Genomic DNA, 25,823 nt, shown 5'->3' with positions numbered 1-25,823 from the left:
TAGGTATTACAAAAGAAGGTCAAACCTATGAAAATCAAAGCCTCCATCAAACCCAGATGTGAAAACTGCAAGATCATCCGTCGTAAGGGTGTATTGCGCATCATCTGTTCGAAGAACCCCCGTCACAAGCAGAAGCAGGGATAAGGAGATCGTATGGCACGTATCGCTGGTGTCGATTTACCGAAAAACAAGACTGTTGAATACGGTCTGACGGCAATCTATGGTGTCGGTCTGTTCACCGCTAACAAGGTCTGTGCTCAGTTGGGCATTGACAAGAACAAGAAGTGTGACGACCTGACTGAAGAAGAACAAGGTAAGATTCGTCATCTTTTGGAAGATGAATACTCTGTGGAAGGTCAGCTCCGCGCAGAAGTTACCTTGAACATCAAGCGTTTGCAGGATATTGGCTGCTATCGCGGCATCCGCCACCGCAAGGGCCTCCCGGTCCGCGGTCAGCGTTCCCGCACCAACGCCCGCACACGTAAGGGCCCCAAGAAGACTGTGGCTAACAAGAAGAAGTAAGGAGTATCATCGTGGCTGAAGAAGAAATCAAGGAAACTGCTGCTGCCGCTGCTGAAGCTCCGGCTGCTGCTGAAGAAGTCAAGATCAAGAAGGGCAAGAAGCGCATTGACATCCAGGGTATCGCCTGCGTGTTCGCTTCCTTCAACAATACAATCGTTTCTATCACCGACGCTCGTGGCAACGTTGTCGCTTGGGGTTCTCCGGGTAACTCCGGTTTCAAGGGCTCCCGCAAGAGCACGCCGTTTGCTGCCCAGCTCGCCGCTGAAACCGCTGCCCACAAGGCATTCGATCTCGGCATGCGCAAGGTGGACGTTCGCGTTAAGGGTGCTGGTGGCGGTCGTGAATCTGCCGTCCGCGCTCTCAAGAATGCGGGCCTCGAAGTTCTCTCTATTCGAGACGTGACGGGCATTCCGCACAATGGTTGCCGTCCTAAAAAGAAGAGAAGAATTTAATCCAAAGAGGTATCGCCAATGATGTGGAAATCACTTCAGATGCCGCGCAGCTTCCAGAAAGTGGAAACCGGCGAAGATGGCCGCTACGCCAAGTTTGTCGTAGAAGCCTTGGAACGTGGCTGGGGTATTACCCTCGGTAACGCTCTCCGTCGCGTGCTCCTCTCCTCTCTGCAGGGTGCGGCTATTGTCTCCGTGAAAATCGAAGGCGTTGACAAGGAATTTTCGACGATTCCGGGTGTTAAGGAAGATGTCACTGACATTATCCTCAACCTCAAGAGCATCCGTGTAAAGCTCCTGTCTGATCATGATGAAACCCTTCACTTGGACATGTCCGGTGATGGCGAAGTCACGGCCAAGGACTTTATGGACAATCCAAATGTCACTATCCTGACTCCGGATGTTCACATTGCGACATTGAACGGCAACGCTTCTTTGTCGATGGACGTGAAGATCTCCTGCGGTCGTGGTTATGTTGTTGCCGACGAACTCAAGGACAAGGACGCTCCGATTGGCGTTATCGCCATGGATGCGAACTTCAACCCGGTTCAGAAAGTCGCAATGCACATCAGCGATACCCGCGTTGGTCAGAAGACGGACTACAACCGTCTGGAACTTGAAATTACAACAGACGGTTCCATTGACCCGGAAGACGCTCTTGCATACGCTGCAAAGCTTCTTGTGGATCACTTGGAAATCTTCATCAACTTCGAAGGCGATCTCGAATCTCCTGAAGAACTCGAAATGGATGAAGAACGTCAGCGTATCGCTAACCTCCTCCGTATGCGCGTGGACGATCTGGAACTTTCCGTTCGCTCCAGCAACTGCCTCCGTATGGCAAACATCCATACCATTGGCGAGCTTGTTCGCAACAAGGAAAACGATATGCTCAAATACAAGAACTTCGGTAGGAAGTCCTTGGTTGAACTTAACGAGGTGTTGACGTCGATGGGCCTCTCTTTTGGCATGGACGTCGATGATTACTTGAAGGATTAAACATGAGACACGGTGTAAAAAACAAGAAACTGGGTGTTAACGCCCAACACAAGCGTGCCATCCTCCGCGCCCTCACGACTTCTATTCTCGAGAAGGGCATGGAAACGGATCAGAACAAGCGCTATGTGCGTACCACTCTCCACAAGGCTAAGCTTGTGCGCAGCTGTGTAGAACGCATGATTACCTACGCAAAGAAGGGTGACCTCTCTGCACGTCGTGAAGCAGCTCGCTTCGTGATGGACCCGAAGGTTCTCCAGGATTTGTTCAACACGATCGGTCCGCGTTATGCTAACCGCAACGGCGGTTACACTCGCGTGCTGAAGCTCGGCCCGAACCGCGCCGGCGACGCTGCTGAAATGGCTTTGATCGGTCTCGTCGAAGACGAAATCGTTGCTAAGGCTAAGAAGGCTGCTGAACCTGCCAAGGCTGACGCTGCTGTTGACATGGTCGAAGGCGAAGGCAAGTCCGCTAACTAAGATCAAAAAACGGTCAACCGCTTTTAAAAAGGGACATGGTTTTTATACCGTGTCCCCTTTTTGCATCCATAGCCATTGACAAATAACCAATGACTAATGGCCAATAACTGATGATTTGGTTCTACTCTTCATTTTAATTTTTGTATAATTAGGTAACTTGTCAATCTTTTTCTCAACTGTAGAAAAGTATTATGCGATCTTTTATTGTCTGTCTTTTATTGGCGTGCGTTTGTGCCTTTGCTTCGGATTCGATGTTTGGCAATTCTGCGTCTAAGGGTCTAGTTCTCGGCGAAGGTACGTCTACGCGTGGCGCCGCATCGCTTACGCCGATGTATGCCGAAATGGCTGTGGATTCCAATTACGTGCTCGGTCCGGGCGACTTTCTGGACTTGATGCTCGAAGACAAGTACCTCTCTATCCAGGTGTATCCGGATGGCGGCGTGGCTGTCGAAGAGTGTGGTGTCGTGAATGTAAACGGCAAGACTTTGGCTGAGGCGCAGAGGCTGATTCTCGACCTTGTTTCCAGGCGTTACAAGCGTGAATACTGCTTTGTGCAACTTGCAGCCATGAAGAGGTTCCGCGTGAACGCCATGGGTGCAATTCCTGCGGTCGGACAGCATGTGATTGACCCGCAGAACAGGCTTTCGATGTTTATCCGTGCGGTTGGCGGGCTTCTCCCGAACGCCAATAAGGAAGATGTCCAGATTATTCGCGGTAAGGATACCATCCACGTGAACTTCAATGACATGGCGAAGAACGGCAATTTTGAAAACGATATTCTGCTACAGCAGGGAGACAAGATTTATGTGCCGTTTGTCCCGATGGGCGATAACGTTTCCCTGGTTTTCCCGGGGTATAGAACGACGGTCGCTTACCGTTCGGATAGGACTCTCCAGGATTACTTTGAGCTTGCTGGCGCCGATAGGATGCACAACCAGGGCTATAAGTCTGTATGCATTCGCGAACCGGACAAGGAACCCCGCTGGATTTCGCTTGGCGAAATGAAGACGACGACTGTCGAGCCGAATACGGAAGTGGAATTCTTTATCAAGGAACTGTTCGTGTACCTTGGCGGTGCCGTAAACTATATCGGCCGTTACACTTACAATCCGACATGGCATGCCATTGACTATATCTCTTCGGGTGGCGTGAATACGATTACGGGTTCCTGGACCCAGGCGAAGGTCTGGCGCGGTGCAAAGCCGGAAGCGATTTCTATCAACGTGGCGACGGACCCGATTTTGCCGGGCGACGTCATTGAAATTCCCAAGAACCATTACGAATCGTTCAAGGATTTCACCTTGTTCATGGCATCACTTTTGAGTGTGATTTCGTCTGCGTTCATCATTTACGTCAACTACAAGTAATTTATGGAAAAGCAAGAGTCTATCGGTTTTGTTGAAATCTGCTTGCGGATTCTGAATAATGACTTGAAGCATTTCAAGTTTGTTGTGGCAATGGTCCTTATCCCGACGATTGTCGCTTTTGTAATGGTCATGTGGGTCATTAAGCCCAAGTTTGCCGCTGCTGCGATTGTCACTCCGCCTGCATCGACGCAGCCTATGGCGGGTGCGCTTAGCGGACTCATGGGTGGTTCGGGTATGAGCTCGTTGCTCGGTATCACTATGGACAACGAGGATGTGAATGCCGTGTGGACGATTTTCAATTCCTGGGAACTGCACAACATGGTGATTGAAAAGTTTGACCTTGCCAGGCATTACGAGTTCAAGGGAAAGTTCCATGCCGACTTGCTGAAGGAGTTCCGCAAGAACTTCGGGCTCGAGATGAACAAGGAAGACATGCTTTCCCTCTATTACAAGGATACGGACGCAAAACTTGCAGTTGAAGTTTTAAACTTCATGCTCGAAAAGGCTGATTCCTCATTCAACGCATTTAAGACGAAGCAGGCCCGCCAGTCCAGGGAATATTTCCAGTCGAGACTTGATTCCTGCGAACATGTGCTGGATTCCTTGATCAAAGACTTTGTCAATTTCCAGGTCAGCAACAACGTGTATGAACCGAACGTGCAGCTCGAAGCGACAATCAAGTACTTGAGCGAATTGCAGGCGATGCGCGAGGAAGTCGGCATCGAGATGAATTTTGAAAAGCTTGACCGTGGCGAAAACAGCAAGCGTTATCAGGAACTTTCCAAACGTGCAAAGGGCGTGAACTCCGCTCTCGGCGGGACGCTCAAGGGCAAGCACAGCAATATCGGTATTCTGGAACTCAAGAAGTCTCCGGAGCTTTATGCGGAATACATGAGGCGCGAAGCGGAAATCCGTATTCAGGAAGCGATGTACAAGGTGTTGCGTCAGCAGAGCGAACAGATGCGCTTGGAAGAAGCAAAGATGCTCACGAACCTGCATGTACTTGAAGCGCCTTGGGAAAACGACAAGAAGATTTCTCCGAAGCGTGGACTTATCCTTGCGTTTACGGTGTTCTTCTCGTTCTTCTTCGCGACACTCCTCTGCAACCTTGTCGAGTATATGCGCTCTGAAAGCCGCACGAACTCTAAGACTGCTGCCGAGTGGGATTTCTTTGTCAAGAAAGTCTGCTTCTGGCATAAGTAATTCTTGAGGCGTTAAGGCTATGGTGGAGGCGTTGTTTGCTCATCCAGAGTCAAGCGTGATGTTTACGCTTGGCATCGTCGCCTTGGTGCTTGTCTCCATTTTCAAGGAAGATTTTTTCCGCCCGTCGACTCTGTACTTCTTGGTGCAGATGGTGATGCTTGGTGTTTCTTATTTGCAGTTCTTGCCGATGATGTCGGATTTCAATTATTCGACGTGGCTCGTTTGGGGCGGCGGCATGTTCTGCTTTTTGGTCGGTTGCTATGTGACGGACTTTGCCTGGAAATCGGCTGGCGGACCTCCGTTGCAGAAAAAGCTTGAAGTTCACGGCGAGTACAACTGGGTTTGTCATTTCTTCTTGAGTTTTTCGGCGTTCGCCTATTTCTTTGTGGGTGTGCTTGGCGTGATTTCTGTGACCGGGAACCTTGTGCTTTTGACGGACAATCCGTCGCAGTGGCTTACGGGTAAAGATAACGATGTGCTCAAGTACGCAGACTTCTTTACCTCGGGCGCAATGGTGGTCGGGCTTTTTGCGGTAGCGTCGTTCAAGTCGATGAACCCGGTGCGCTGGGTGCGCTATGCATCGCGGTTCATGGTGGTGTTTACGATTCTCCTTTCGTTTGCGACGTACCCGAGCCGCGGTATCAACATGCTTTGCCTTGGCATGTTCATGATTTTGTTCAACTACTTGCGCGGGCGATTCTCGTGGCGTTCACTCGCGGTGGTGACGGTGTTTGTCTGCATTTTCTTTGTGGCGGTGGCAGCTCTCAAGGGGCAGTATGGCAATTCGGATGTGACTGATAGCAAGATTGCAAAAGAAGTGGCGCTTCTCCCGTATAAGTACGTGGCGAACAACTACTGGAATTTGGATTATGCGTTCAACCGTTATAGCGATGTTCCCGAACACGAATGGACGTACGGCATCGACGCGTTCTTTGGCGTGACGCACCTGTTGCATATTGGCGATGGGCTCCAGGCGAACTTTGGCTGGGATACGCCGTTTAACGAGAGCGTGGTAAAGTACACGGGCTTAAATACTATTCCGTACCTTTGGGATGCGTACAAGGACTTTGGACTCCCGGGGATTTTCCTGTTGCCGTTTTTCTTTGGCGTGCTGTTCACGTATAGCTATCACAAGATGGCGGTTGCTAAAAGCCCGCTTATGCTTTTGCTCACGGCGACGTTCATGATGTGGATTATCCTGTGGAACTTCACGACCGGTTACAAGCAGAGCATGTACTGGGTGTGGATGTCGTTCTTTTTCTTTGTCTGCACAGTGAGCAGCGGTCGTACGATATTACCAGCGGACCCTGCGGTGGTGGGTGAAATACCCGAAGAGGATCACAGTGATCACAAGATCGCCTGTGAGTGCAAATAGCGGGATCATTGCATTTTCTAGATACATTCCGGCGAGTCCGCAAGCGATGACGTTCGAGGCTCCGCCAATGCTTACCATGATGGCGTAGGCGCGTGTCGCATGCTCCTTGAGGAGTGTGGAGATGAGCGTGGTGCGTGCGGCCTGGAAAATGAGCGAGAACGAAAGTATCTGTAAAATATTTGCGCTTGTCTGTAATGTAGCGTCAGTCCACGGGGCTGCAAAGAAGAGAATTTTGAGAATCCACGAGGGGAAGAGCCAAAGGGGCGAGGAGCAGACGGCGATGAACAGCGTGAATACTGCGATGTCCTTGAGGTGGATGTTCTTGTCGTGCGTGGAGTGGAGCGTGATGAGGTTCGACGAGATGAAGTGAACCATGATGCCGGAGCAGAGCACGAGAATTTTATGCCCGAAGTTGTAGCAGCCGAGGAATTCGGCGCTTGCAAATTTATCCGCGACATAAAGCCCGATGGGGAGGTAGGCGAAAGCGGCGAAGCTCGAGATGGCATACGGAATGCCCGCTTTGACCATGAGCGCGATAAAGCGGAACGTGCGGCGCGTGATTTTTAAGAGGTGCGCGTGGAATGCCTGTGTGACACCGTAAAAGAATGCGGGGAGTGCGGCGAGCACCATCGCAAGTGCAATGAGTTCGATGCGTTCAATCTTGAAGTAGAGAAGGGTCATGAACATGACCGCAGAATACGAAATCGTGTGCAATAGCTTCGAGACGAAGAGTCGCTTCCAGAATTTCCCGCAGATGAAGTACCAGTCGAAAAACGCATGCTGGAACACGAGCCCGAACGTGAAAATCAGTTCGCCGTAGAATATTGGGTGGTTGTAGCGGAACGTGAACGCGAAGGCGACCATGAGGAGTGCTGCAACCACGGCGGAGAAAAGTCGTAGCTGGAGGATGCTCCTGAAAAGAGAACCTTTTGTGGCGCGGTTCCCGAAAAAGGCGAGGATGAGGGTTGTCATGCCGAAATCGGCGATGGCGCAGAAAATGGAGTAGTCGGTCTGGAGCAGCCCGAAATGCCCGTAAGAAGCGGTTCCAAGGTTACGCGCAATAAAATTCTGGACGAAAAATGAAATTCCTTGGATAAGGAGGTTTACAAATGCGATGAAAACACCGATTCTTATATTGCGGAAAGCTTGAAACATGGAGGTAAAGATAAAAAAGAGTTTAGTTATTGGTTATTGGTCAATAGTCATTGGTTGTAGGTCGATTAGTACTAAAGACTAACAACTAGTGACTAAGAACTATTGACTAATCACTAAAAACTGTTTACTATATTTCGAGTCATGGGTAAATTGCAAGGTCAAAGTTCTTTCTTCGTTCCGGGTCCGCCGGCAAAGCCGGGCGAGGCTCACAAGCCGCTGGTCGAGTTCTTGCTTCGCGAAGTTCGCGGGGAGACCGTGCTCGATCTCGGTGGTGGCGAAGGAGCCTATTCACTTGAGGTGAAGAAGGCGGGCTTTGATACGACTGTCGCCGATATCAACGAGAAGTCGCTTGCGGTTGCCGAAAAGAATGGACTCAAGACTAAATTGCTTGAACCGGGTGAACCGCTAGGCATAAATCTTGCCGATACGGTTATGATGATCGAAGTTTTGGAACATGTGCCAAGTCCGGTGGACTTCTTGAAGTCTGCCATCGGGGCTGCCAAAAAGCGCGTGGTGTTTTCGCTCCCGTGTACGAACGATTTTAACACTTTGTTCGAAAGCGGGCTCACGTATGCGCATATTGCGGTATCCGACCACTTGTGGCATTTCTCGTACGACGAGATGAAGCAGATGCTTGACTCCCTTGGCGTGGAATATCGCCTTACTATGGGCGATTACCTGTTCCCGGGGGCTGGAATTAAGCTTTTGCGCGGCTGCTTTAAGGGACCTTTGGGCCTTTTGATGCTTCCGTTCCGCGTACTGAACAAGCTGGGCATGATTCCGAAGCGTTACCCGTCCCGTTTTTACGGGGTCATCGAAAAAAGGTGATTCGTTTTTAGGCAATTTTTTGTATCTTTGGTCTTGAAATCGCGAGAGTGGCGGAATTGGCAGACGCGCCAGACTTAGGATCTGGTACTTCGGTGTGTGGGTTCGACTCCCACCCCTCGCAGTTCTTTTTTTTATCACCTTTTTAACAACCGTATACCGGAGTATATATGTCCGCTGAAATCAAAGAAACAAGCGCAACCGTGCGCACCCTTGAAATTACAATCCCGCAGGGTGATCTCAAGGTTCCGTTCGAAAAGAAGCTTTCTCAGTACAAGAAGCAGGTCGCCTTGAAGGGCTTCCGCCAGGGTCAAGTGCCGAAGTCCATGATCTTGAAGCAGTTCGGACCGTCCATCCGTCACGAAGCTGTTGATGAAGTCGTGAACTCTATCGTTCAGGAAACCCTCAAGAAGGCTAACATCATTCCGGTTGGCAAGATGATGGTCCAGGATTTCAAGGACGACGAACAGAACGACATCACACTTAAGGTGGAAGTCGAAGTCGATCCGGAAATCGACATCAAGGGTTACGCTGACACGGGCATCACCGTTCCGGCTACAGCCGTTCACGAAGAAGAAGTCCAGGCCGAATACGACCGCCTCATGCAGATGTGGAGCAAGGACGAACACGTTGACCGCGAAGCCAAGAAGGGTGACGTTGTTGTTGGTGACTATATCGAAGTTGTTATCGACGGTGAAAAGCAGGAACTTCCGGAAAACAAGGAATTCCGCTCTCTCCTCGGTGAATCCGCTTCTCCGGGATTCGATGAAGGCCTCATGGGCGTTAAGGCCGGTGACAAGAAGGAAATCAACTTCAAGTATCCGGATGACCACAAGGACGAACGCTACCGCGGCAAGACTGCACAGTTCAACGTCGAAATCAAGGACGTTCGCGAAATCGTTCCGCCGACTGTGGACGAAGAATTCTGCAAGCAGATTGGCGTTAAGGACGAAGCTGACTTGAGAAACAACCTCGCTGAAAGCCTCGCTGCCCAGAAGAAGGACGCTGCTAAGAACAAGGCTATCAACGAAGCTATCGACAAGCTCATCGAAGCTAACCCGTTCGAAGTGCCGAAGGCTCGCATCTACGACCTCATCAAGTGGACGCTCAACCGCAATGCCCAGAGCGAAAAGGACGTTGTCGAACCGACCGAAGAACAGATAAACGAACTCTCCGCTGAAGCAATCCGCGAAATTAAGAAACACCGCATTCTCGAATTCGTTGCTACGCAGGAAAAGATCAAGCCGACGCAGGCTCTCGTTGACGAACGCCTCCAGCAGATGGCTAACGCTTACCACGTGGAATTCGAAAATCTGAAGAACCACTTCCGCCAGTCTGGCCGTATCAACCAGCTGCGCGACGAACTTCGCTTCCAGATGGCTGCTGACTTCATCGTCGGTATCCGCCCGGCAGCTGAAGAAACAAAGTAATAAGAGGAATAAATGATCATCCCTACCGTCATTGAAACAACCGGGCGCGGTGAACGCGCTTACGATATCTATTCCAGACTTCTCAAGGAACGTATTATCTTCTTGGGCACGCCGATTAACGACGAAGTGGCAAACAATGTCATGGCCCAGTTGATTTTCCTTGAATACGAGAATCCGGAAAAGGATATCACGCTGTATATAAACAGCCCGGGCGGTTACGTGTCGGCAGGGCTTGCCATTTATGATACCATGCAGCACGTACGCCCGAATATCGCTACGATCTGCATTGGTAGTTGTGCTTCGATGGCCGCCGTGCTCCTTGCTGCAGGTACGAAGGGCAAGCGCTATGCGCTCCCGCATTCCCGCATCATGTTGCACCAGCCGTCGGGTGCCGCTACTGGACAATCTACAGATATTCAGATTACCGCCAAGGAAATTATCCGCACTAAGGATACCCTTACCGAAATTGTCGCTAAGCATACCGGAAAGCCTGTCGACGAAGTCCGCGAAAAGACGGACCGCGACTTTTACATGAGCCCGGAAGAAGCTAAGGCCTTTGGCGTCATTGATGAAATTTTTGTGCCGCGTAAAGAGGGAATTTAATGTACCGTAGTGGCAAGAACCACCCGGCTGTAAGCTGCAGTTTTTGCGGAAAGCCGGCAGAACAAGTCGAAAAGATGATCACCGGTGCAGGTGCGTATATTTGCAGTGATTGCATACGCATGTGCAGCCGCATTCTTGAAGAAGACTTGGCACGTACGAAACAGGAACAGGAAGCGAAGGAAATTTCTTCAAAGCCGCTCCCGCTCCCGACCGAAATCAAGGCGCACCTGGACGATTTTGTCATTGGGCAGGATCGTGCAAAGATGGCGCTCTCTGTGGCGGTTTACAACCATTATAAACGCTTGCGTTACAAGCAGACGCACAAGTCCAAGGACGATGTCGATGTCGAAAAGTCGAACTTGCTCCTGGTCGGCCCGACCGGTTCGGGTAAGACGCTCTTGGCGCAGACGATGGCCCGTTTTTTGGACGTGCCGTTCACGATTGCCGATGCGACGGTCTTGACCGAAGCTGGTTATGTGGGTGAAGACGTCGATAGCATTATCGTGCGCCTTTTGCAGGCTGCCGATTACGATGTGGCTAAGGCTGAACGCGGCATTATCTTTATCGACGAAATTGATAAGATTGCTCGTAAGACTGCAAACCCCTCCATCACGCGTGACGTGAGCGGTGAAGGTGTGCAGCAGGGACTTTTGAAGCTCTTGGAAGGTACGGTTGCATCGGTCCCGCCGAAGGGTGGCCGTAAGCATCCGGAACAGCCGCTTGTGCAGGTGAACACGAGAAACATCCTGTTCATTTGCGGTGGCGCCTTTGAAACCTTGGACAAGATTATCTCCCAGCGCGTGAACCAGGGGGGTATGGGCTTTGGTGCCGATATCCACACTGCAAGCGAAAACAGCTTGAGCGAACTCTTCAAGCAGCTGGAGCCGGAAGACTTGATCAAGTTTGGCCTCATCCCGGAAATTGTCGGTCGTTTGCCGATTGCTGTTGCTCTCGAAGAACTCGACGAGACGGCTCTCCTCAACATCTTGACGAAGCCGAAGAACGCTCTCGTGAAGCAGTATAAGAGCTTGTTTGCTATGGACAACATCAAGCTCGAATTCGAAGACGATGCCCTCAAGGAAATCGTCCGTGAAACGATGACCCGTAAGACGGGTGCACGTGGGCTTAGATCCGTGATGGAACGCGTGCTGCAGCAGGCGATGTTCAAGATGCCGGGCTCTGGCGAAAAGAAGTTTACCGTGACTGTCGAAATGGTCAAGGAAGGCCTCACGCACAACAAGAAAAAGTCTTAGTTGTTGCTGTGACCCGCGAATTCCTGAACGTTGCGACTTCACGAATGCGAATTTTAGCAGTTGCCGAAAAACGGTGACTGCTTTTTTGTCCCCTCATCTTCAAAATACTATCTTTGTAGTATATGGCTTTTGACTTTAATAAAACGTATCCGTTGCTCCCTCTGAGGGATGCTGTTGTATTTCCGCTGACGACTAGACGCATTTTGGTGGGCCGCGAGATGTCGCTCCGTGCCCTGGAATTTGCTGAGAATCATAACAACGAAATTATCTTGGTTGCACAGAAGAATGTGGAACAGGAAACGCTCGATAACCCGATGCTCGACCTTTACTCGGTGGGCGTGGTGGCTCGCGTGGCGAATGTGACGCCGTTCCCGAATGGCTGTGTGAAGGTCGTGCTGGAAGGCGATTCCGTGGTGGATCTCCGTTCGATTGCTTTGCGCGACGGATTTTTGCAGGTGACGGTCTCGCCGAGAGAACATTTTATCAAGGCAGAAGACAAGTCTCTAAAGTTTGAAGATGTGCTGAACATGTTCCGCGAATACGCCATGCATAGGAATATTGCCGATGGCATGGTCGAAGCGCTCTTTACGATGGATAGCCACATCAATGCGTTTTACGGGATGATTCCGTTCCTCTCGATTTCGCTTTCCGAGAAGCAGGCGCTTTTGGAACTCGAAACGATTGACGCTCTTGCGGATCGTTTGATTAGCCTGATGCAGGTTGCGCAGGAAAACGAGAACGTGATGATTCGCGTTCAGCAGAACGTGCGCCAGAAGATGGCTCAGCAACAGAAAGAATGGTTTATCTCGGAGCAGATTCGCCAGTTGCAGGATGAACTGGACGGCGAAAATGGCGGTGCTTCAGAACCGGACCAGTTGCTCAAGAAAATCAAGACCAAGAAGTTTAGCAAGGCGATTGAAGAAAAGCTCGAAGAAGAAATCGGGCGCATGCGCATGATGCAGCCGACCTCCCCGGAATACGCGGTGAGCCGCAATTACGTGGACTGGTTCCTCTCGCTCCCGTATGGCGTTTACACCGATACCGTTTTGAACATGAAGAAGGTAAAGGCGGAACTTGACTCTAAACATTTCGGTTTGGATAAAGTTAAAGAACGCATCATGGAATACGTGGCTGTGCTGAAGCTTACCGGTACGGAACGTCGTGCTCCGATCCTTTGCCTTGTGGGTCCTCCGGGCGTAGGTAAGACGACTCTCGTGGAATCGATTGCAACAGCGATGCAGCGTAACTTTGTCCGCATTACGCTTGGTGGCGTGCGTGACGAAGCTGAAATCCGTGGTCATCGCCGCACTTACATTGGTGCGATGCCTGGTCGATTCATTCACGCTTTGCGCCGTGCAAAGTGCATGAACCCGGTCATTTTGCTCGATGAAATCGACAAGATGGCAAGCGATTTTAGAGGCGACCCTGCAAGCGCTATGCTTGAAGTTTTGGACCCGGAACAGAACCATGACTTTACTGACCACTTCATGGAAGTGGGGCTTGACTTGAGCCGTGTGCTCTTTATTGCGACGGCAAATAGCGAAGGCGAAATTCCGGAAGCTCTGCGTGACCGTATGGAAGTGGTGCGCCTGCCGGGCTACTATCCGCATGAAAAGCTGCAGATTGCGGGCAAGTATTTGCTCCCGCGCATCTGTGAACGCACGGGCGTGAAACTTGGCGAACAGGTGAGCTTCAGCGACGAGATGATTAACGCCGTGATGCGCGGCTGGACGCGCGAAGCGGGCGTGCGTGAACTTGAACGCGTGCTTGAAAGTGCGGTGCGCCATCGTGCAAAAGACATTGTGATGGGCAAGAAGATTAAGCCGGAAGTGACGGCGAAGGTGCTTCAGGATTACCTCGGCGCTCCGAGATTCTTGGACAACCAGCTGCCGGAACCAGGTCGCCCGGGCGTTGTGACGGGTCTTGCCTGGACAAGTGTCGGTGGCGAAATTTTGCCCATTGAATGCATGCTCTTGAGCGGCAAGGGTCAGCTGATTTTGACGGGTAAGCTTGGCGACGTGATGAAGGAATCTGCACAGATTGCCGTTTCGCTTGTTCGTGAACGCTTGCAGCGCTTTGGCATTGACCCTGCGATTGTGCGTAAGACTGACATCCACATTCACGTGCCGGAAGGTGCCGTGCCGAAGGATGGACCTTCTGCAGGTATCGCGCTTACGCTCTGCCTCTTGAGTGCGTTTACGAAGCAGCCGATTTCACCGGACATTGCGTTTACGGGTGAAGTGAGCCTTACGGGCGCCTGCCTCCCGATTGGCGGCTTGAACGAGAAGGCGCTTGCTGCACTCGCTGCTGGCGTGAAGACTCTCCACTTGCCGGAAGGTAACAAGAAGGACGTGGCTGAACTCCCGGAACCGGCGAAGAAGGGCCTCAAGATTTACCCGCACAAGCATATTGACGAAATCGTGAAGATTTTGTTCAAAATGCCGAAGGCCGCAAAAAGCGCGAAAAAAGCGTAATTAATTGTGAAAATGAGCCCGCCACAGTGATGTGCGCGGGCCTTTTTGCTATTTCCCTTTTTCTTTGGCGTAGGCAGAGGCCTTGTCAACAAAGGTTTGCAGATCCATTTTGTCGAAATGTTCACGTTGCCATTTGGTATAGTCAAATCGTTCTCTTTGGACCGCTGCTATAAAATACTCAGTGTCAACAACTCCGAGTTCACGGATGAGGCATTCCATTCCTCTGGAAAGCAATTCGATTGTTGCTGGTGGAGTGATTTCAGTTATCATTTTCAGCACCTCCGCTTATTAGATTAAGGAACTCTATGGGGTTGATCAATTTTATCGAATTACTTTTATATTTAAGCATCCGCTTGTCCGTACTTAAAAGATAATCACAATTCATTAATTCTGCACAGGCAATGTGACAAGCGTCTTTCATTTTTACCCCTGTTGCCATGATTTTCTTGGCATTTATGGCGATTACATCTGATTTGTCGCTTCCTACATAATCGAAAACATTATCATTCAAAAATTTTGTTATAGCAGATTTTCTGTCTGTGTACGGATTACAAGAATTTTCGTAATCAAGAATAAATGATGAAGCCAATTGCAATTTTTGTGCTTTTACAAGAGATTGTATTTGCATTTTAGCTTGTGCTTCAATGGAAATGGTCAAATGGCTTTGGTCGTCATAAGGCCGGTTGTAGCAGCAGTTGTCTAGATATATTTTCATATCCTTTAGATTATATAGTTGATTAAATTGAATCGGAGTGCCGATTCATCTAGCAAACGATATAGCTAAGGATTTAGGAAAAGATATAAGAAAGGATATAGCAAAATCCAGTATGTTGATACTGGTACTTTGTAATTTATAAAAATCTTTTTGAGAAGAGTAGTATATTAACTGGCGAATAAATTTTTTAATATTAGGCCGAAAAGGATTTATTATCTTTTAACTGAAAAACATAATCACTAATCACTGTCTACTTCCAACTTCTAACGGTCTACTAAAACTATGGAATTCACACTTGATGAAATGCGCGAGCACCTTGCAGCTCTCGAAGCAAGGATTGGCGAGGCTTGCAAGATTGCGGGTCGCAGCCGTGATTCGGTTAAGCTTGTGTGGGTGAGCAAGTTCCACCCGGCAGAAGCTGTGGAAAATGCGATTGCTTTGGGTGCAACGGACTTTGGCGAAAACCGCGTGCAAGAAGCCGAACTCAAGTTCTCCGAGCCGCGTACGGCAAAGGACGGGAGCCGCGTGCGTTGCCATGTAATTGGTCCTGTGCAAAGTAACAAGCTCAAGAAGGCTGCACTTGTAGCCGACTGCATCCATTCCATTGCAAGTATCGAAGCGGTGGAAAAGTTGGAGAAGGTTTGCGCTGCAGCTGCAAATGGTCAGGGAAAAGTTCTCGACATTTTGTTCCAGGTGAATGCGGGCGAAGAAGAAACGAAGAGCGGCTTGGACGTGCATGAGGCTGAAGCTTTCTTGAACGATCTTGCGGCAAAAGCGGGCGCTGCCACTGATGACGGCAAGAGCGAAAACTTCCCGCATTTGCGTTTCCGCGGCCTCATGACGATTGGCAAGAACACGGGTGTTCCGGAAGATTCTCGCGAGTGCTTTGCGTTCTTGCGTGGGCTGCGCGACAAGTTCCTTGCTAAAGGTGGCGCCTTTGCGAAGTTCGATCAGCTTTCGATGGGCATGACGCTTGATTTGGAAGTCGCCATCGAAGAAGGCTCTACGATGATTCGCGTGGGAACGGCTTTGTTTGGAGAGCGTGACTATTCTAAGCCGGTAAACGATCCCGCTTAGGAACTCTACACCTCAATTTCCATGCCGGTGTGCATTTGTGCGACTTTGTCGCCGAGCACATCGTGCAAAATCTCGTAGGCGCGTTGCCCGGTGCAATGCCCTGTGTAGATTTTTGAACGTTCAATTCGCGGAGGCGTTCGGCGAATGCTTTTACGCGGTCATCGGGTGTGCGGAATAAATGGAACCCGCCGAGGATGGCGTAAATTTGCTTGCCGGGGAATGTTGCTTCGATTTCCTTGATGATGTTGTCGGCGCCACCGTGGCTACAGCTGTTCATGATGAAGAGGCCCTTGGGCGTATCAAAGACTAGACTTTGTTCGTGGTCGAAACTGTCGGGGCGGTATTTGCCGTTTTCTTTGACGCTCATGTGGGCGCGTTTGCCAATTTCATCGAGGTTTGGAGTCTTGTGACCGACGAGAGTGACTCCCGGGAGAATTTCGCAGTCGCCGTTGACGAATACAATGCGGTTGGCGTTCTTTTTGAGTGTTCCTTTGTAAATGCCGATGTATTCTTGATAGGTGAAAAACTTTAAGAACTTGTGCGTATGGTAGCAGTTTTCGCGGGCGGCATCACGCAAGTAGAATTTGGCGTGATCGTAATGCGCATGGCTTAAGACGCCTGCATCGATTTTGGAAATGTCAATCCCCATGATGGCGGCGTTCTTGGCGAATTGCGTGGACGCTCCTGTATCGAGCAGAATGCTTTTGCCGTTGAATTCGGTGTAGACGCAAAGTCCCCATTCGCCTTTTAATTGCTTTTTGGAACAGCTGATGTTGTCTATGAGAATCTTAATTTTCATTTTCTCTTATGGTTCCTATCGCCTTCGGCTCCAGGATGACAATGCCTTTTGCGGGCATCTCCTTATTCACCTTTAAATGCCTTGTAGAAATTCAGGAACTGCTCGGGGCTGAGTTCTTCGGCGCGGATGGTCGTCGGCCAATCCAAAAGTTCAATGGTTGCCTGGATTTTCTTCTTGTCGTAATTACGTCCGAAGGAATTCGCAAGTGTCTTTCGCTTTTGCGTGAAGGCAGTACGCACAAAGTCAAAGAATCCGTCGGGCGCCTGGATTGCGTCTTCGCGTGGTGTCAAAAGCATTGTGGCGCTATCGACATTCGGCTTTGGCGTGAAATGTTCCGGCCCAATCTTGCGCAAAATTTGCGTGTTTGCAAATGCTGAAACGAGCACGGAAAGGCTCCCGTAATTGCTGCTGCACGGCGCGGCGCAAATGCGTTCGGCGACTTCGAGCTGCACCATTCCCATAAAGCCTTTGGTCAAGTGCAAACGCGGCATAAGCCCTGCGATAATTGCTGTGCTTACGTTGTATGGTAAGTTGCCGGTAACCCACGGTTTTGCGTGTGCGTCCAAAAATGCTTGCAAGTCAAACTTCAAAAAGTCAATGTTGACAATGTTGAAGTTCTTGTAATCTTTGAATTTTTCGTTCAAGACTTCAACGCACTGCTCGTCAATTTCGACAGCAGTAAGTTCTAGCCCGCGGTTGAGCAAGTGCTCCGTGAGGGCGCCGTGACCGGGACCAATCTCAAGGACGAATTCGCCGGCTTCGGCAGGCAAATCGCCTGCGATGGCGGTGGCGGTTTCAACATCGAGAAAGTTCTGTCCAAATTTGCGACGGCGTGCTCTATCCATAACGGGGAATATAGAAATTGCTTGATTGCAAGGAAAAACGTTCTTCATTAAAAAGTGTAATATTTTTAAAATTATTTTTCTTGATAATTACATGTTTGTTGTTTTTTAAACTACATTTCTTTGTGTATGCCTAAGAACAGAAAATCCGATACCCCCCCCCCAGGTAAATTCCAATTTACATAGAAATCGCGTCCATGAAGACGCGAAAATTCTTATTAAAAAACAGGGTGCGGAATATTATTGGCGTAATACGGCATGGGACCAAGTTATAAATGATTTGCGTTCCAATTTAATATTCAATTCGAGTCTCGGGAGCAAGGAACTTTTCCATAGTAACATGCTGGGCATGTTTCTGCAACAGGGTGAATCTGATGATGTGTTGCTGAGCTATCTAGCAGACGAGCTTGCTAAGTGGATAGGTCCGAAAACGGAAGGAAATGAACGGAAAAAATACCGAGTGGTATCTGTATTTCGTGAATTCCAAAATTTTGACCTCCTCATTGCATTTTTGGAAGAATCACAGTATGAGTTGCTAAAGAACGATAATGCAGGGCAGTTGCTGTTGGGATGGTTGCGTAGTGCTAGTGCTCCGCTTTCGTTAAAATGTGTTGGCGAAAATGCTCTTCAGAGCAAGTGGGATGAAATTCTCCGTGTTTTTAAGGAGTGCTGCCGGTTTACGGTCATTGAAAATAAATTCAAGGCTATTCCCAATAAGAACCAACTTGAAGAATATCATAACAAGGTTTGCAAAGGGCTGAAATTTATTTATGGAGCAGGGAAGAATAACGTCAATATAAATGAGCAGAACACGACGTTTTATTTGCTTGCGCCTCATTATTCGTTGCAGGTCTTTACGCACAATTTTACCGAAATCCATGAACCTTGGAATTTGGTGAGTTATGAAAATTTCTCGGACAAGATGGGTTTTGTTGCTCAGTATAAAAGGAGCAAGGCAAAAGATGCTTTCACTCTTCAATATGTCAAAGATTACGGAAGCCTTATTCGTAAGCTCATGTTAATGACTAGGCGAAAAATAAGTGATCCTATCGAAGAAGAAGGTGCTGTTTTCCCGGATGAGTCCTTCGCTCAAAAACTGGAGTCCATTCGTTTGCGGGATTTTTATGAAAAGCTTTGGTTTAGTGCTATGGTAAATAAAATGCGTGAATTTGTTATTGAGAAAAAGGATGTGCGAGTTGAGCCTGAATCTGGTTATGGTCACGAAGCCGGATTGATGGGGTATAAGTGCTTTTTGCTTGACGGAAGCGATATTGTATATGGTGTGCAAATTCAGAATAGGCAATTTCGTTTTTATGTAGAACCTTCGCCGAAAAAAGGGTGCAAGTGGGCAAATTTTGATGGCGACGAATTTGAGGACAAGCTCAATCAAGTTAAGTACGATACACTTTTGGAACTTAAATTTGCAGGCATTGATAAGGCTTGCACGGTTCGGGAGCTTGAAAATGCTATGCCCACTAAGGTCGTGTTAGGCGATGAGGTCTTAGCTGAATCGGAATATAATCCTCAAAAGTTACTCAGTTTTGGCGACTTCAAGTATGTCTATGTTGAAATTGCCGATGATGTTACACAAAACCAACTTTCGGACCTGATTAAGGTTGCGCTAGATAAATTGGACGGGATGGTTCGTCAAGAAAGAGAACTCTTTAAAGTGTCTTTAAAAAATTAATTGGAATTTATCCACCAAGGAGAAAAAAACGAAGCAGAAAAATAAACTATCTAAAAACTTTGATTTGTCTAAGTGGTATAAGTAATAAAAAATAATTAGGTCCATTGTTGTATAACGCTCTACAGGAATGGACTCCTATTAATGAGCGAAAGAGGTAATAATATGGCTAAATATGAGATTCATTATATGCTGAAAAATAAGCTGGGCATTCTCCTTAAGGAGATTGTTGAAGCGCCTACTCAGGGTGTGGCAGAAGATATGTTTGAAGCCAAGTGGAATGGGGCTGCCAAGAGGATTACGACGCTTAAACGTTAGAATCAATATATAACAATCTTGGAAAGGTAAATGCGTTGTATGGCAATGTATTCGCCTTTTTGTAGTACAAGTAATAAAAATTAATCAGGTCCATTGTTGTATAACGCTCTACAGGAATGGACTCCTATTAATGAGCGAAAGAGGTAATAATATGGCTAAATATGAGATTCATTATATGCTGAAAAATAAGCTGGGCATTCTCCTTAAGGAGGTTGTTGAAGCACCTACTCAGGGTGTGGCAGAAGATATGTTTGAAGCCAAGTGGAATGGGGCTGCCAAGAGGATTACGACGCTTAAACGTTAGAATCAATATATAACAATCTTGGAAAGGTGAATGCATTGTATGGCAATGTATTCGCCTTTTTGTGGTATAATAAAAGGAATACGTATGTTCGAATTTCTCACAAGAAAAAAGGCAAAAGATAAGGAACACCTTAAAAAATTGATTGATAAGGCTATCGCTAAGAAAGGTGTTTCTTGTGACCTGAACTTTATTGATGTTTCTCAAGTGACTGATATGAGTCATCTGTTCGAAGAAACGGAGTTTAATGGTGATATTAGCAAGTGGAATGTATCCAAAGTAACTACGATGGATAGTATGTTCCGCAAATCTAAGTTTAATGGCGATATCAGCAAGTGGGATGTTTCTCAAGTGACTGATATGAGTCACCTGTTTGAAGAAACGGAGTTTAATGGTGATATTAGCAAGTGGGATGTATCCAAAGTAACCACGATGGAAAAGATGTTCCGTGAATCCAAGTTTAATGGCGATGTCAGCAAGTGGGATGTTTCTAATGTAATCGTTATGGAAGGCTGCTTTTCGTCCTCAAAATTCAATGGAGACATAAGTAGTTGGAATGTTTCAAATGTTACCAATATGCGTAGCCTGTTTTATTGTTCCGAATTTAATGGTGATATATCCAAATGGAATGTTAGCCGTGTAGAAAATATGCGGACGCTGTTTTATTATTCAAAGTTCAATGGTGATGTGTCGGAATGGGACGTGTCTAAAGTTGAAAATATGGAATCCATGTTTGACGGTTCCAAGTTTAATGGCGATGTTTCCAAATGGGATGTGTCCAGTGTGACAAACATGCGTAGGATGTTCTACGATGTTGATTTACAATGTGATCTGTCTAAATGGAATGTTTCAAACGTCTCTGATATGACCGAATTTTTGGATTGTGGTTTTGCGGTAGAAAAAAAATGGAATATTGGAGATGTCTCAAATTGGGACCTTCGTAAATCTATTTGCACTATACACCCGGACGTAGTTTGCGGATGTTCTTCTGAAGATTGTGGTGTAGTATTTGATAAGGTTATGCGCAAAAATCTAAATGCCAAACCGAAAAATCGCGAGGAACTAAAGACTGTTCTTGATGTGGTTCGTAAGTGGATTGATTCGTATTATTTCAATGAAACGACAATTGAATTTAAAACAACGACAATTGATTTTAAAACAATGACAATAGACCTCAATTTTATAGATGTATCAAAAGTAACGGATATGAGCCATCTGTTCGAATGGTGGTTTTCTGGTGATGATGGTTTTGGAAATGATGATTGTTTTGGAAATGATGTAGATTCTAAAGATGATGTTGTCTGTAGCCTTGATATTAGCGGGTGGGATGTCTCTAATGTGACTGACATGGAAGCGATGTTCCAAGGATCACGATTAAATGTTGATTTGTCCAAGTGGAATGTTTCCAAGGTGAAAAACATGAAGGAAATGTTCAGTAATTCCTCTTTTAAGGGGGATTTGTCTAAGTGGGATGTTTCCAATGTTGAAAATATGAGCGGGATGTTCAGTAGGGGTGTTGAGGTAAAATCGGCGTTGTCGCATTGGAATGTAGGGCATGTGAAAGATATGTCCTCAATGTTTAGTGGTTCGACTTTCAATGAGGATATTTCCAAATGGGATGTGTCTAATGTTTTGAATATGGAAGGTATGTTTGAATTCTCTACGTTCAATGGAGATATTAGCCGATGGAACGTTTCTAAAGTAAAGAATATGAGTTGCATGTTTCAGGGTTCTGAGTTCCATGGGAATCTTTCAAAGTGGACGTTTGCCTCAAATATTGACGACATGTTTACCAATTCAAAGTTTAGCGATGAAGAAGTGCAGGAGTTGCTTTGCAAACCGTTTACGGACCCGCGTGATGGCGAAGTCTATAAAACTTGCAGGATTGGAAATCGTATTTGGATGGCTGAAAATCTGAGATACCGTCCACTAAAAGGTGGCAGCTTGGCTTATGACAAGGATCCGGAAAGTGTTGCTGAATATGGCAGGCTTTATAGCAGGGAGGTTGCGAATGCGGCATGTCCTCCAGGGTGGCATTTGCCTTCTGAAAAAGAACTGAACGAAATGTTTGAACTTGTCGGTAAAATTTATGACGTTTCCGATGCATTACGGGCGAAGAATTGGGATGATGCTTTGGATGTCTATGGTTTTAATGCGGTTCCGTCAGGGTTGTATGGCGATTATCGTATTGTTTCCGAAGATGATGAAGAATGCTGTTACAAAATTTTTGAAAATAAGGGGAAAAATGCTTTCTACTGGCTTTCGGAAAAAGGGGAAAATAAATTCTGGAGGCTAGGTTGTGATTGTAATGATTTGCCTGAAATAGATAATGACGGTGAATTTGGTGATGGTGAACATGATGAAACATATTGGTGGAAATATTCCTCTTGCTATTTTTCCATTCGCTGCATAAAGGATTAAGGAAAATAGATTTAGAATCAATGCGTTTTGATTTTTGACAGTAAAGTGTCAAAATCAAAATGTACATTCTAAGTATGTGTTCATGTTTTACCCTTATCGCTGCTATAATTATCACCGCAATCCTGTTTACGTTTGCGAAGTAATTACTTTTTTGATGGCTGATTTGCGCAATATATTGCACGTTATAGTTGGCGAATTGTGCTGTTTGTAGTATTTTTACTAGAAAATAGGCAATATATTGCGTAATTTGAGGTTGAAACGATGGACTTGACGGAAATATCTTCTTTGGGCAAGCTGATTGCTGAAAGACGCAAGGAACTGAATATATCTCAAGCCGACCTCGCTGAAATGTCGGGAGTCAGTCTGCGTACTGTTAATGGTATTGAGAGCGGGCGCGCAAATCCGAGCGTTAAAGTGCTTTTCGCAATTTTGCAGGTTCTTGGATTCGTTATCACTTTGAAGGAACGGGTCGTCCATGAATAGTCCGTAAATACGGTACGAGGATTCATCAAGATTATTTTGTTTAATTATCTTGTGTGTAACGGCGATGCGCATATCAAGAATTTTTCGATATACTCTCCAAATAAGGAGGGGATATTTGTATTGACTCCCGCTTATGATTTGTTGAATACGTCGTTGCATGCTTCTGATGAAAGAATGGCACTTGATCTTTTTGCAGATGAAGAGGATTACGAAAGCGACTTCTTTAGTGCCAATGGCTTTTATGGTGCTCCGGATTTTATGGAATTTGCAAAACGTATCGGCATTGTCGAGAAAAGGGCTGAGCGGTTTATTCGTGAAATGACCAACCATCTTGATGAAATGAACGAAATGATAGACGCGTCTTTCTTAAGTGAAGAAGCGAAGGCTAAGTATAAGGAATGTATTTACGATAGAGCAAGGGCGTTGGAAATATCTTAAAAACAGATTTTTCTATCTTGTCCATTGTAAATCATTTGGCGGTTTTAGAGACTTCTTATTGTCTACTTCCTATCGCCTACTAAACAGAGGTTTAATATGTCCGTTGCGATGCAAGATGTTATGAAACAGTCCGGGGTGGCGTTTGGTACGAGCGGTGCTCGCGGTCTCGTGAGCGCTATGACCGACCGTGTGTGCTATGTGTATGCACGTTCTTTTATCAAGTACTGCGAAGCGTCTTACAAGTGCGAACACACGATTGCGATTGCGGGTGACTTGCGTCCGAGTACGGAACGTATCTTGAAGTCACTCGTGCAGGCTGGCGCCGATGCGAACTGGAAGGTGATTTACTGCGGCCGCATCCCGAGCCCGGCTATTGCGATGTACGGCATCGACAAGCATTTGCCGACCATCATGGTGACGGGTAGCCACATCCCGGCTGACCGCAACGGTATCAAGTTTAACCACCCGAATGGCGAAATCACGAAGGCCGACGAACAGGGAATCGTGTCGCAGTCGGTCGATTTCGACGAAGCGCTTTTTGACGACAAGGGCATGCTGAAGGCTGCGCCGGAACTCCCGGCGGTCGAAGCTGAAGCCGAAGCAAATTACTGCAAGCGCTATCCGGACTTTTTCGGTAGCGATGCTTTGCATGGACTTACGATTGGCGTTTACCAGCATTCCGCTGTGGGCCGCGACATCGTGGTGAAGGTTCTCGAAAGCCTCGGTGCAACGGTCAAGCCGTTTGGCCGTAGCGATGTGTTTGTTCCGGTCGATACCGAAGCTATCCGCAAGGAAGATGAAGAACTCGCTCGCGAATTTACGCACAAGGATTACGTGGATGCCGTGTTCAGCACCGACGGCGATTCTGACCGCCCGCTTTTGGCAGACGATGTGGGCATGTGGCTCCGTGGCGACGTGCTTGGCATTTTGGCTGCACAGTCTCTTGGCATCAAGCGCATTGCAACTCCGGTGAGCTGCAACACTTCGCTTGAAAAGTCCGGTAGCTTTGAAAAGATTTGCCGTACGCGCATTGGTAGCCCGTATGTGATAGCCGGCATGGAAAGCCTGGTCGATGCAAACGACAAGAGCCTCACGGTTGCAGGTTACGAAGCCAATGGCGGTTTCTTGCTTGAAACGGATTTGACGCTCGATGGTCGCACGCTCAAGGCTCTTCCGACGCGTGACGCTCTCCTCCCGATGATTGCCGTGATGGTAATGGTCCGCAAGGAACGTATGTGCGTTGTGGATTTGCTCCGCAAGTTGCCCAAGCGCTTTACCGTGAGCGACCGCCTCAAGGAATTCCCGACTGAAAAGTCTAAGGCGAAACTCGCTGAAATCCGTGAAAAGAATCTCGGCGAAAAGCTGTTTGGCGCTCTCGCTGCAAAGCCCTCCAAGTTTGCAAAGGACAAGACGTTCCAGGGCAAGATGGTTTCTTTGAACGAGGTTGATGGCTACCGCATGGAATTTGATTCTGGCGACATCATCCACTTGCGCCCGAGCGGTAACGCTCCGGAATTCCGCTGCTACGTGGAAACGGAAGGCAAGGAACGCAGTGCAGAACTCCTCGCAGACTGCCTCAAGATTATGGAAGGCTGGCGGAAGTAGACGAAAGGTAATAGTGGTGCTTCGCGCATATATTGTTTGAAAAATCTCTCGTCTCTCGTCTTTACTCTCTCGTCTTTTTTGTATTTTATAAACCGTATGTTCAAAAAGCTTATTTCGTTTGCACTGACTGTTGGTTCCCTCGCGTTTGCAGGGGAGTATTGGCATTTGGACCCGGGCGGTGTGACGATGAAGTTCCTTGCGATGCAGGTTTCGCCGCGTGCGGCTGCGCTCTCGGGTGCAGGCGTTGCTGATCCCGGTCGCGTGTCCGAAGTTTCGCGCAATCCGCTTGCGATGAGCGTTGCAAACGAAGCGGAATTTGGACTCAGCCAGGTGATTTTTGGCGAGGGCGGTGCCGATAACTTTGTTTCGGCATACTACGGACTCCCGATTGGCGAAAAATACACGCTAGGGCTTGCGGTTGACTTTTTGGGTTACGACGATATTGAAGGTCGTGACGAGGACGGTCTCAAGACTTCGAAATATGGCTCTTACGCCTGGTCGCTTTTGGCGGGTTTCGGTAGCCGTTCCAAGATTTTCAACTGGGCGGCTTCGGCACGTTTTGCCACGCAGACGATTGATGATGAAACTGGATTTCTGTTCTCGGTCGATGCGGGTGGCTCTTTCCGCGTGAATGAGTATTTATCATTCGGTGCGAACTTCACGAATCTCGGTTTTGCAAGCAAGTATGAATCTGAGAAAGAAGCGGCACCGCTTGCGCTCCAGGCGGGCGTGACGGGATTCATCCCGATTCTTGACCGCTGGATGGTGCATTTGTCTGTAGATGCGTATCGCCGTGCCGATACAAAGGCGCAGGTCTTGATTGGCGGTGAAGTGGTCTACTTCGACATGCTCTCGTTCCGCATGGGTTATGCAATCCGCCCGGATACCGAAGATGCTGTTAGTGGCGGTCTCGGTGTGACGTTTGGCATGGTCGTGTTTGACTATGCTTATAGCCCGCGTCCGGCGTTTGAAGGTGGCAACCATTACATCGCCGTTGGCGTGAAGTTCTAAT

25 protein-coding genes, 1 tRNA gene and 2 pseudogenes are annotated in these 25,823 nt (G+C 47.9%); 23 read left to right on the top strand and 5 right to left on the bottom strand.

The window, feature by feature from the left end; translation table 11 throughout:
* The first annotated feature begins 27 nt into the window (after nucleotides 1-27).
* The 8 genes from rpmJ (at nucleotide 28) to B9Y77_RS12050 (ending at nucleotide 6,388) form a co-directional block, all read left to right on the top strand.
* Nucleotides 28-144 (top strand): 50S ribosomal protein L36, encoded by a 117-nt coding sequence (gene rpmJ, locus B9Y77_RS12085; protein WP_014546097.1) that lies wholly within the window; start codon nucleotides 28-30, stop codon nucleotides 142-144.
* 9 nt (nucleotides 145-153) lie between these two features.
* Nucleotides 154-522 (top strand): 30S ribosomal protein S13, encoded by a 369-nt coding sequence (rpsM, locus tag B9Y77_RS12080; RefSeq protein ID WP_014546096.1) that lies wholly within the window; start codon nucleotides 154-156, stop codon nucleotides 520-522.
* A gap of 26 nt (nucleotides 523-548) precedes the next feature.
* Entirely contained in the window at nucleotides 549-974 is a 426-nt protein-coding gene (gene rpsK / locus B9Y77_RS12075) for a 30S ribosomal protein S11 (RefSeq protein ID WP_049858437.1), read from the top strand.
* Nucleotides 975-992: 18 nt separating this feature from the next.
* A complete protein-coding gene (locus tag B9Y77_RS12070) occupies nucleotides 993-1,967 on the top strand; it encodes a DNA-directed RNA polymerase subunit alpha (RefSeq protein ID WP_015732009.1) in 975 nt (324 codons plus the stop codon).
* Between the two features lie 2 nt (nucleotides 1,968-1,969).
* Nucleotides 1,970-2,443, top strand: coding sequence for a 50S ribosomal protein L17 (rplQ, locus tag B9Y77_RS12065; protein WP_015732008.1), 474 nt, complete (start codon nucleotides 1,970-1,972; stop codon nucleotides 2,441-2,443).
* A 191-nt stretch (nucleotides 2,444-2,634) separates the two neighbouring features.
* The gene (locus B9Y77_RS12060) at nucleotides 2,635-3,810 is read left to right on the top strand and encodes a polysaccharide biosynthesis/export family protein (RefSeq protein WP_073442659.1); all 1,176 of its coding nucleotides are present in this window, start codon (nucleotides 2,635-2,637) and stop codon (nucleotides 3,808-3,810) included.
* 3 nt (nucleotides 3,811-3,813) lie between these two features.
* Entirely contained in the window at nucleotides 3,814-5,013 is a 1,200-nt protein-coding gene (locus tag B9Y77_RS12055; protein WP_085491812.1) for a GumC domain-containing protein, read from the top strand.
* 58 nt (nucleotides 5,014-5,071) lie between these two features.
* A complete protein-coding gene (locus tag B9Y77_RS12050) occupies nucleotides 5,072-6,388 on the top strand; it encodes an O-antigen polymerase (RefSeq protein ID WP_254900029.1) in 1,317 nt (438 codons plus the stop codon).
* On the opposite strand, the gene B9Y77_RS12045 is transcribed toward B9Y77_RS12050, so the two are convergent.
* Entirely contained in the window at nucleotides 6,308-7,543 is a 1,236-nt protein-coding gene (locus B9Y77_RS12045; RefSeq protein ID WP_085491810.1) for an oligosaccharide flippase family protein, read from the bottom strand. The genes B9Y77_RS12050 and B9Y77_RS12045 overlap by 81 nt on opposite strands.
* A 141-nt stretch (nucleotides 7,544-7,684) precedes the next feature.
* Here B9Y77_RS12045 and B9Y77_RS12040 point away from each other — a divergent pair, with 141 nt between their 5' ends.
* The 6 genes from B9Y77_RS12040 to lon all read left to right on the top strand — a co-directional run bounded on the left by B9Y77_RS12040 (nucleotide 7,685) and on the right by lon (nucleotide 14,128).
* Nucleotides 7,685-8,371 (top strand): class I SAM-dependent methyltransferase, encoded by a 687-nt coding sequence (locus tag B9Y77_RS12040; protein WP_085491809.1) that lies wholly within the window; start codon nucleotides 7,685-7,687, stop codon nucleotides 8,369-8,371.
* 41 nt (nucleotides 8,372-8,412) lie between these two features.
* Nucleotides 8,413-8,492: transfer RNA gene (locus tag B9Y77_RS12035), tRNA-Leu, on the top strand.
* 46 nt (nucleotides 8,493-8,538) lie between these two features.
* Nucleotides 8,539-9,798, top strand: coding sequence for a trigger factor (gene tig, locus B9Y77_RS12030; RefSeq protein ID WP_073442672.1), 1,260 nt, complete (start codon nucleotides 8,539-8,541; stop codon nucleotides 9,796-9,798).
* 12 nt (nucleotides 9,799-9,810) lie between these two features.
* Complete coding sequence (locus tag B9Y77_RS12025) at nucleotides 9,811-10,401, top strand: ATP-dependent Clp protease proteolytic subunit (RefSeq protein WP_014546088.1); 591 nt, start codon at nucleotides 9,811-9,813, stop codon at nucleotides 10,399-10,401.
* Entirely contained in the window at nucleotides 10,401-11,654 is a 1,254-nt protein-coding gene (gene clpX, locus B9Y77_RS12020; RefSeq protein ID WP_014546087.1) for an ATP-dependent Clp protease ATP-binding subunit ClpX, read from the top strand. Before B9Y77_RS12025 ends, clpX begins: the two co-directional genes overlap by 1 nt.
* A gap of 122 nt (nucleotides 11,655-11,776) precedes the next feature.
* A complete protein-coding gene (gene lon, locus B9Y77_RS12015) occupies nucleotides 11,777-14,128 on the top strand; it encodes an endopeptidase La (RefSeq protein ID WP_085491808.1) in 2,352 nt (783 codons plus the stop codon).
* A gap of 48 nt (nucleotides 14,129-14,176) precedes the next feature.
* Here the strand turns inward: lon and B9Y77_RS12010 are convergent, their stop codons facing one another.
* Nucleotides 14,177-14,398: a hypothetical protein gene (locus B9Y77_RS12010; protein WP_073442676.1), complete on the bottom strand. Its 222-nt coding sequence runs from the start codon at nucleotides 14,396-14,398 to the stop codon at nucleotides 14,177-14,179.
* Entirely contained in the window at nucleotides 14,388-14,843 is a 456-nt protein-coding gene (locus B9Y77_RS12005; RefSeq protein ID WP_085491807.1) for a type II toxin-antitoxin system VapC family toxin, read from the bottom strand. Before B9Y77_RS12005 ends, B9Y77_RS12010 begins: the two co-directional genes overlap by 11 nt.
* Nucleotides 14,844-15,125: 282 nt before the next feature.
* On the opposite strand from B9Y77_RS12005, the gene B9Y77_RS12000 reads away from it, so the two are divergent.
* The gene (locus tag B9Y77_RS12000; protein WP_085491806.1) at nucleotides 15,126-15,920 is read left to right on the top strand and encodes a YggS family pyridoxal phosphate-dependent enzyme; all 795 of its coding nucleotides are present in this window, start codon (nucleotides 15,126-15,128) and stop codon (nucleotides 15,918-15,920) included.
* A 5-nt stretch (nucleotides 15,921-15,925) separates the two neighbouring features.
* Here the strand turns inward: B9Y77_RS12000 and B9Y77_RS11995 are convergent.
* Nucleotides 15,926-16,719: pseudogene (locus tag B9Y77_RS11995) on the bottom strand (MBL fold metallo-hydrolase).
* 62 nt (nucleotides 16,720-16,781) lie between these two features.
* Complete coding sequence (gene rsmA, locus B9Y77_RS11990) at nucleotides 16,782-17,564, bottom strand: 16S rRNA (adenine(1518)-N(6)/adenine(1519)-N(6))-dimethyltransferase RsmA (RefSeq protein WP_085491805.1); 783 nt, start codon at nucleotides 17,562-17,564, stop codon at nucleotides 16,782-16,784.
* 346 nt (nucleotides 17,565-17,910) lie between these two features.
* Here rsmA and B9Y77_RS11985 point away from each other — a divergent pair, with 346 nt between their 5' ends.
* From B9Y77_RS11985 to B9Y77_RS11960, 8 genes and pseudogenes are all read left to right on the top strand, one after another.
* Complete coding sequence (locus B9Y77_RS11985) at nucleotides 17,911-19,248, top strand: hypothetical protein (RefSeq protein ID WP_139829315.1); 1,338 nt, start codon at nucleotides 17,911-17,913, stop codon at nucleotides 19,246-19,248.
* Nucleotides 19,249-19,410: 162 nt separating this feature from the next.
* Complete coding sequence (locus B9Y77_RS16055) at nucleotides 19,411-19,563, top strand: hypothetical protein (RefSeq protein WP_176221762.1); 153 nt, start codon at nucleotides 19,411-19,413, stop codon at nucleotides 19,561-19,563.
* 151 nt (nucleotides 19,564-19,714) lie between these two features.
* A complete protein-coding gene (locus tag B9Y77_RS16050) occupies nucleotides 19,715-19,867 on the top strand; it encodes a hypothetical protein (protein WP_176221761.1) in 153 nt (50 codons plus the stop codon).
* 84 nt (nucleotides 19,868-19,951) lie between these two features.
* Entirely contained in the window at nucleotides 19,952-22,285 is a 2,334-nt protein-coding gene (locus B9Y77_RS11980) for a BspA family leucine-rich repeat surface protein (protein ID WP_139829314.1), read from the top strand.
* A gap of 261 nt (nucleotides 22,286-22,546) precedes the next feature.
* A complete protein-coding gene (locus B9Y77_RS11975; protein ID WP_085491802.1) occupies nucleotides 22,547-22,768 on the top strand; it encodes a helix-turn-helix transcriptional regulator in 222 nt (73 codons plus the stop codon).
* Between the two features lie 21 nt (nucleotides 22,769-22,789).
* A pseudogene (locus B9Y77_RS11970) lies at nucleotides 22,790-23,206 on the top strand (HipA domain-containing protein); the annotation flags it as partial.
* A gap of 96 nt (nucleotides 23,207-23,302) precedes the next feature.
* Entirely contained in the window at nucleotides 23,303-24,811 is a 1,509-nt protein-coding gene (locus B9Y77_RS11965) for a phosphomannomutase (RefSeq protein WP_085491801.1), read from the top strand.
* 96 nt (nucleotides 24,812-24,907) lie between these two features.
* Complete coding sequence (locus B9Y77_RS11960) at nucleotides 24,908-25,822, top strand: PorV/PorQ family protein (RefSeq protein ID WP_085491800.1); 915 nt, start codon at nucleotides 24,908-24,910, stop codon at nucleotides 25,820-25,822.
* The last annotated feature ends 1 nt before the right edge of the window (nucleotide 25,823 follow it).

The organism is Fibrobacter sp. UWB13, from assembly GCF_900177805.1.
In the GTDB taxonomy this organism is placed as follows: Bacteria; Fibrobacterota; Fibrobacteria; order Fibrobacterales; family Fibrobacteraceae; genus Fibrobacter.
The sequence above is the reverse complement of the archived record's forward strand: the minus strand, read 5'-3'. Positions and strand labels throughout refer to the sequence as shown.

Coding starts and splice junctions, on each gene's coding strand:
- B9Y77_RS16050 (WP_176221761.1), top strand. CDS start 19,715: ATGGCTAAATATGAGATTCATTATATGCTGAAAAATAAGCTGGGCATT.
- B9Y77_RS12070 (WP_015732009.1), top strand. CDS start 993: ATGATGTGGAAATCACTTCAGATGCCGCGCAGCTTCCAGAAAGTGGAA.
- B9Y77_RS12050 (WP_254900029.1), top strand. CDS start 5,072: ATGTTTACGCTTGGCATCGTCGCCTTGGTGCTTGTCTCCATTTTCAAG.
- rpsM (WP_014546096.1), top strand. CDS start 154: ATGGCACGTATCGCTGGTGTCGATTTACCGAAAAACAAGACTGTTGAA.
- rsmA (WP_085491805.1), bottom strand. CDS start 17,564: ATGGATAGAGCACGCCGTCGCAAATTTGGACAGAACTTTCTCGATGTT.
- B9Y77_RS12000 (WP_085491806.1), top strand. CDS start 15,126: ATGGAATTCACACTTGATGAAATGCGCGAGCACCTTGCAGCTCTCGAA.
- lon (WP_085491808.1), top strand. CDS start 11,777: ATGGCTTTTGACTTTAATAAAACGTATCCGTTGCTCCCTCTGAGGGAT.
- B9Y77_RS12005 (WP_085491807.1), bottom strand. CDS start 14,843: ATGAAAATATATCTAGACAACTGCTGCTACAACCGGCCTTATGACGAC.
- B9Y77_RS11960 (WP_085491800.1), top strand. CDS start 24,908: ATGTTCAAAAAGCTTATTTCGTTTGCACTGACTGTTGGTTCCCTCGCG.
- B9Y77_RS12055 (WP_085491812.1), top strand. CDS start 3,814: ATGGAAAAGCAAGAGTCTATCGGTTTTGTTGAAATCTGCTTGCGGATT.
- B9Y77_RS12010 (WP_073442676.1), bottom strand. CDS start 14,398: ATGATAACTGAAATCACTCCACCAGCAACAATCGAATTGCTTTCCAGA.
- tig (WP_073442672.1), top strand. CDS start 8,539: ATGTCCGCTGAAATCAAAGAAACAAGCGCAACCGTGCGCACCCTTGAA.
- B9Y77_RS12040 (WP_085491809.1), top strand. CDS start 7,685: ATGGGTAAATTGCAAGGTCAAAGTTCTTTCTTCGTTCCGGGTCCGCCG.
- rpmJ (WP_014546097.1), top strand. CDS start 28: ATGAAAATCAAAGCCTCCATCAAACCCAGATGTGAAAACTGCAAGATC.
- B9Y77_RS11980 (WP_139829314.1), top strand. CDS start 19,952: ATGTTCGAATTTCTCACAAGAAAAAAGGCAAAAGATAAGGAACACCTT.
- B9Y77_RS11965 (WP_085491801.1), top strand. CDS start 23,303: ATGTCCGTTGCGATGCAAGATGTTATGAAACAGTCCGGGGTGGCGTTT.
- B9Y77_RS12025 (WP_014546088.1), top strand. CDS start 9,811: ATGATCATCCCTACCGTCATTGAAACAACCGGGCGCGGTGAACGCGCT.
- clpX (WP_014546087.1), top strand. CDS start 10,401: ATGTACCGTAGTGGCAAGAACCACCCGGCTGTAAGCTGCAGTTTTTGC.
- B9Y77_RS12045 (WP_085491810.1), bottom strand. CDS start 7,543: ATGTTTCAAGCTTTCCGCAATATAAGAATCGGTGTTTTCATCGCATTT.
- rplQ (WP_015732008.1), top strand. CDS start 1,970: ATGAGACACGGTGTAAAAAACAAGAAACTGGGTGTTAACGCCCAACAC.
- B9Y77_RS16055 (WP_176221762.1), top strand. CDS start 19,411: ATGGCTAAATATGAGATTCATTATATGCTGAAAAATAAGCTGGGCATT.
- B9Y77_RS12060 (WP_073442659.1), top strand. CDS start 2,635: ATGCGATCTTTTATTGTCTGTCTTTTATTGGCGTGCGTTTGTGCCTTT.
- B9Y77_RS11985 (WP_139829315.1), top strand. CDS start 17,911: ATGTTTCTGCAACAGGGTGAATCTGATGATGTGTTGCTGAGCTATCTA.
- B9Y77_RS11975 (WP_085491802.1), top strand. CDS start 22,547: ATGGACTTGACGGAAATATCTTCTTTGGGCAAGCTGATTGCTGAAAGA.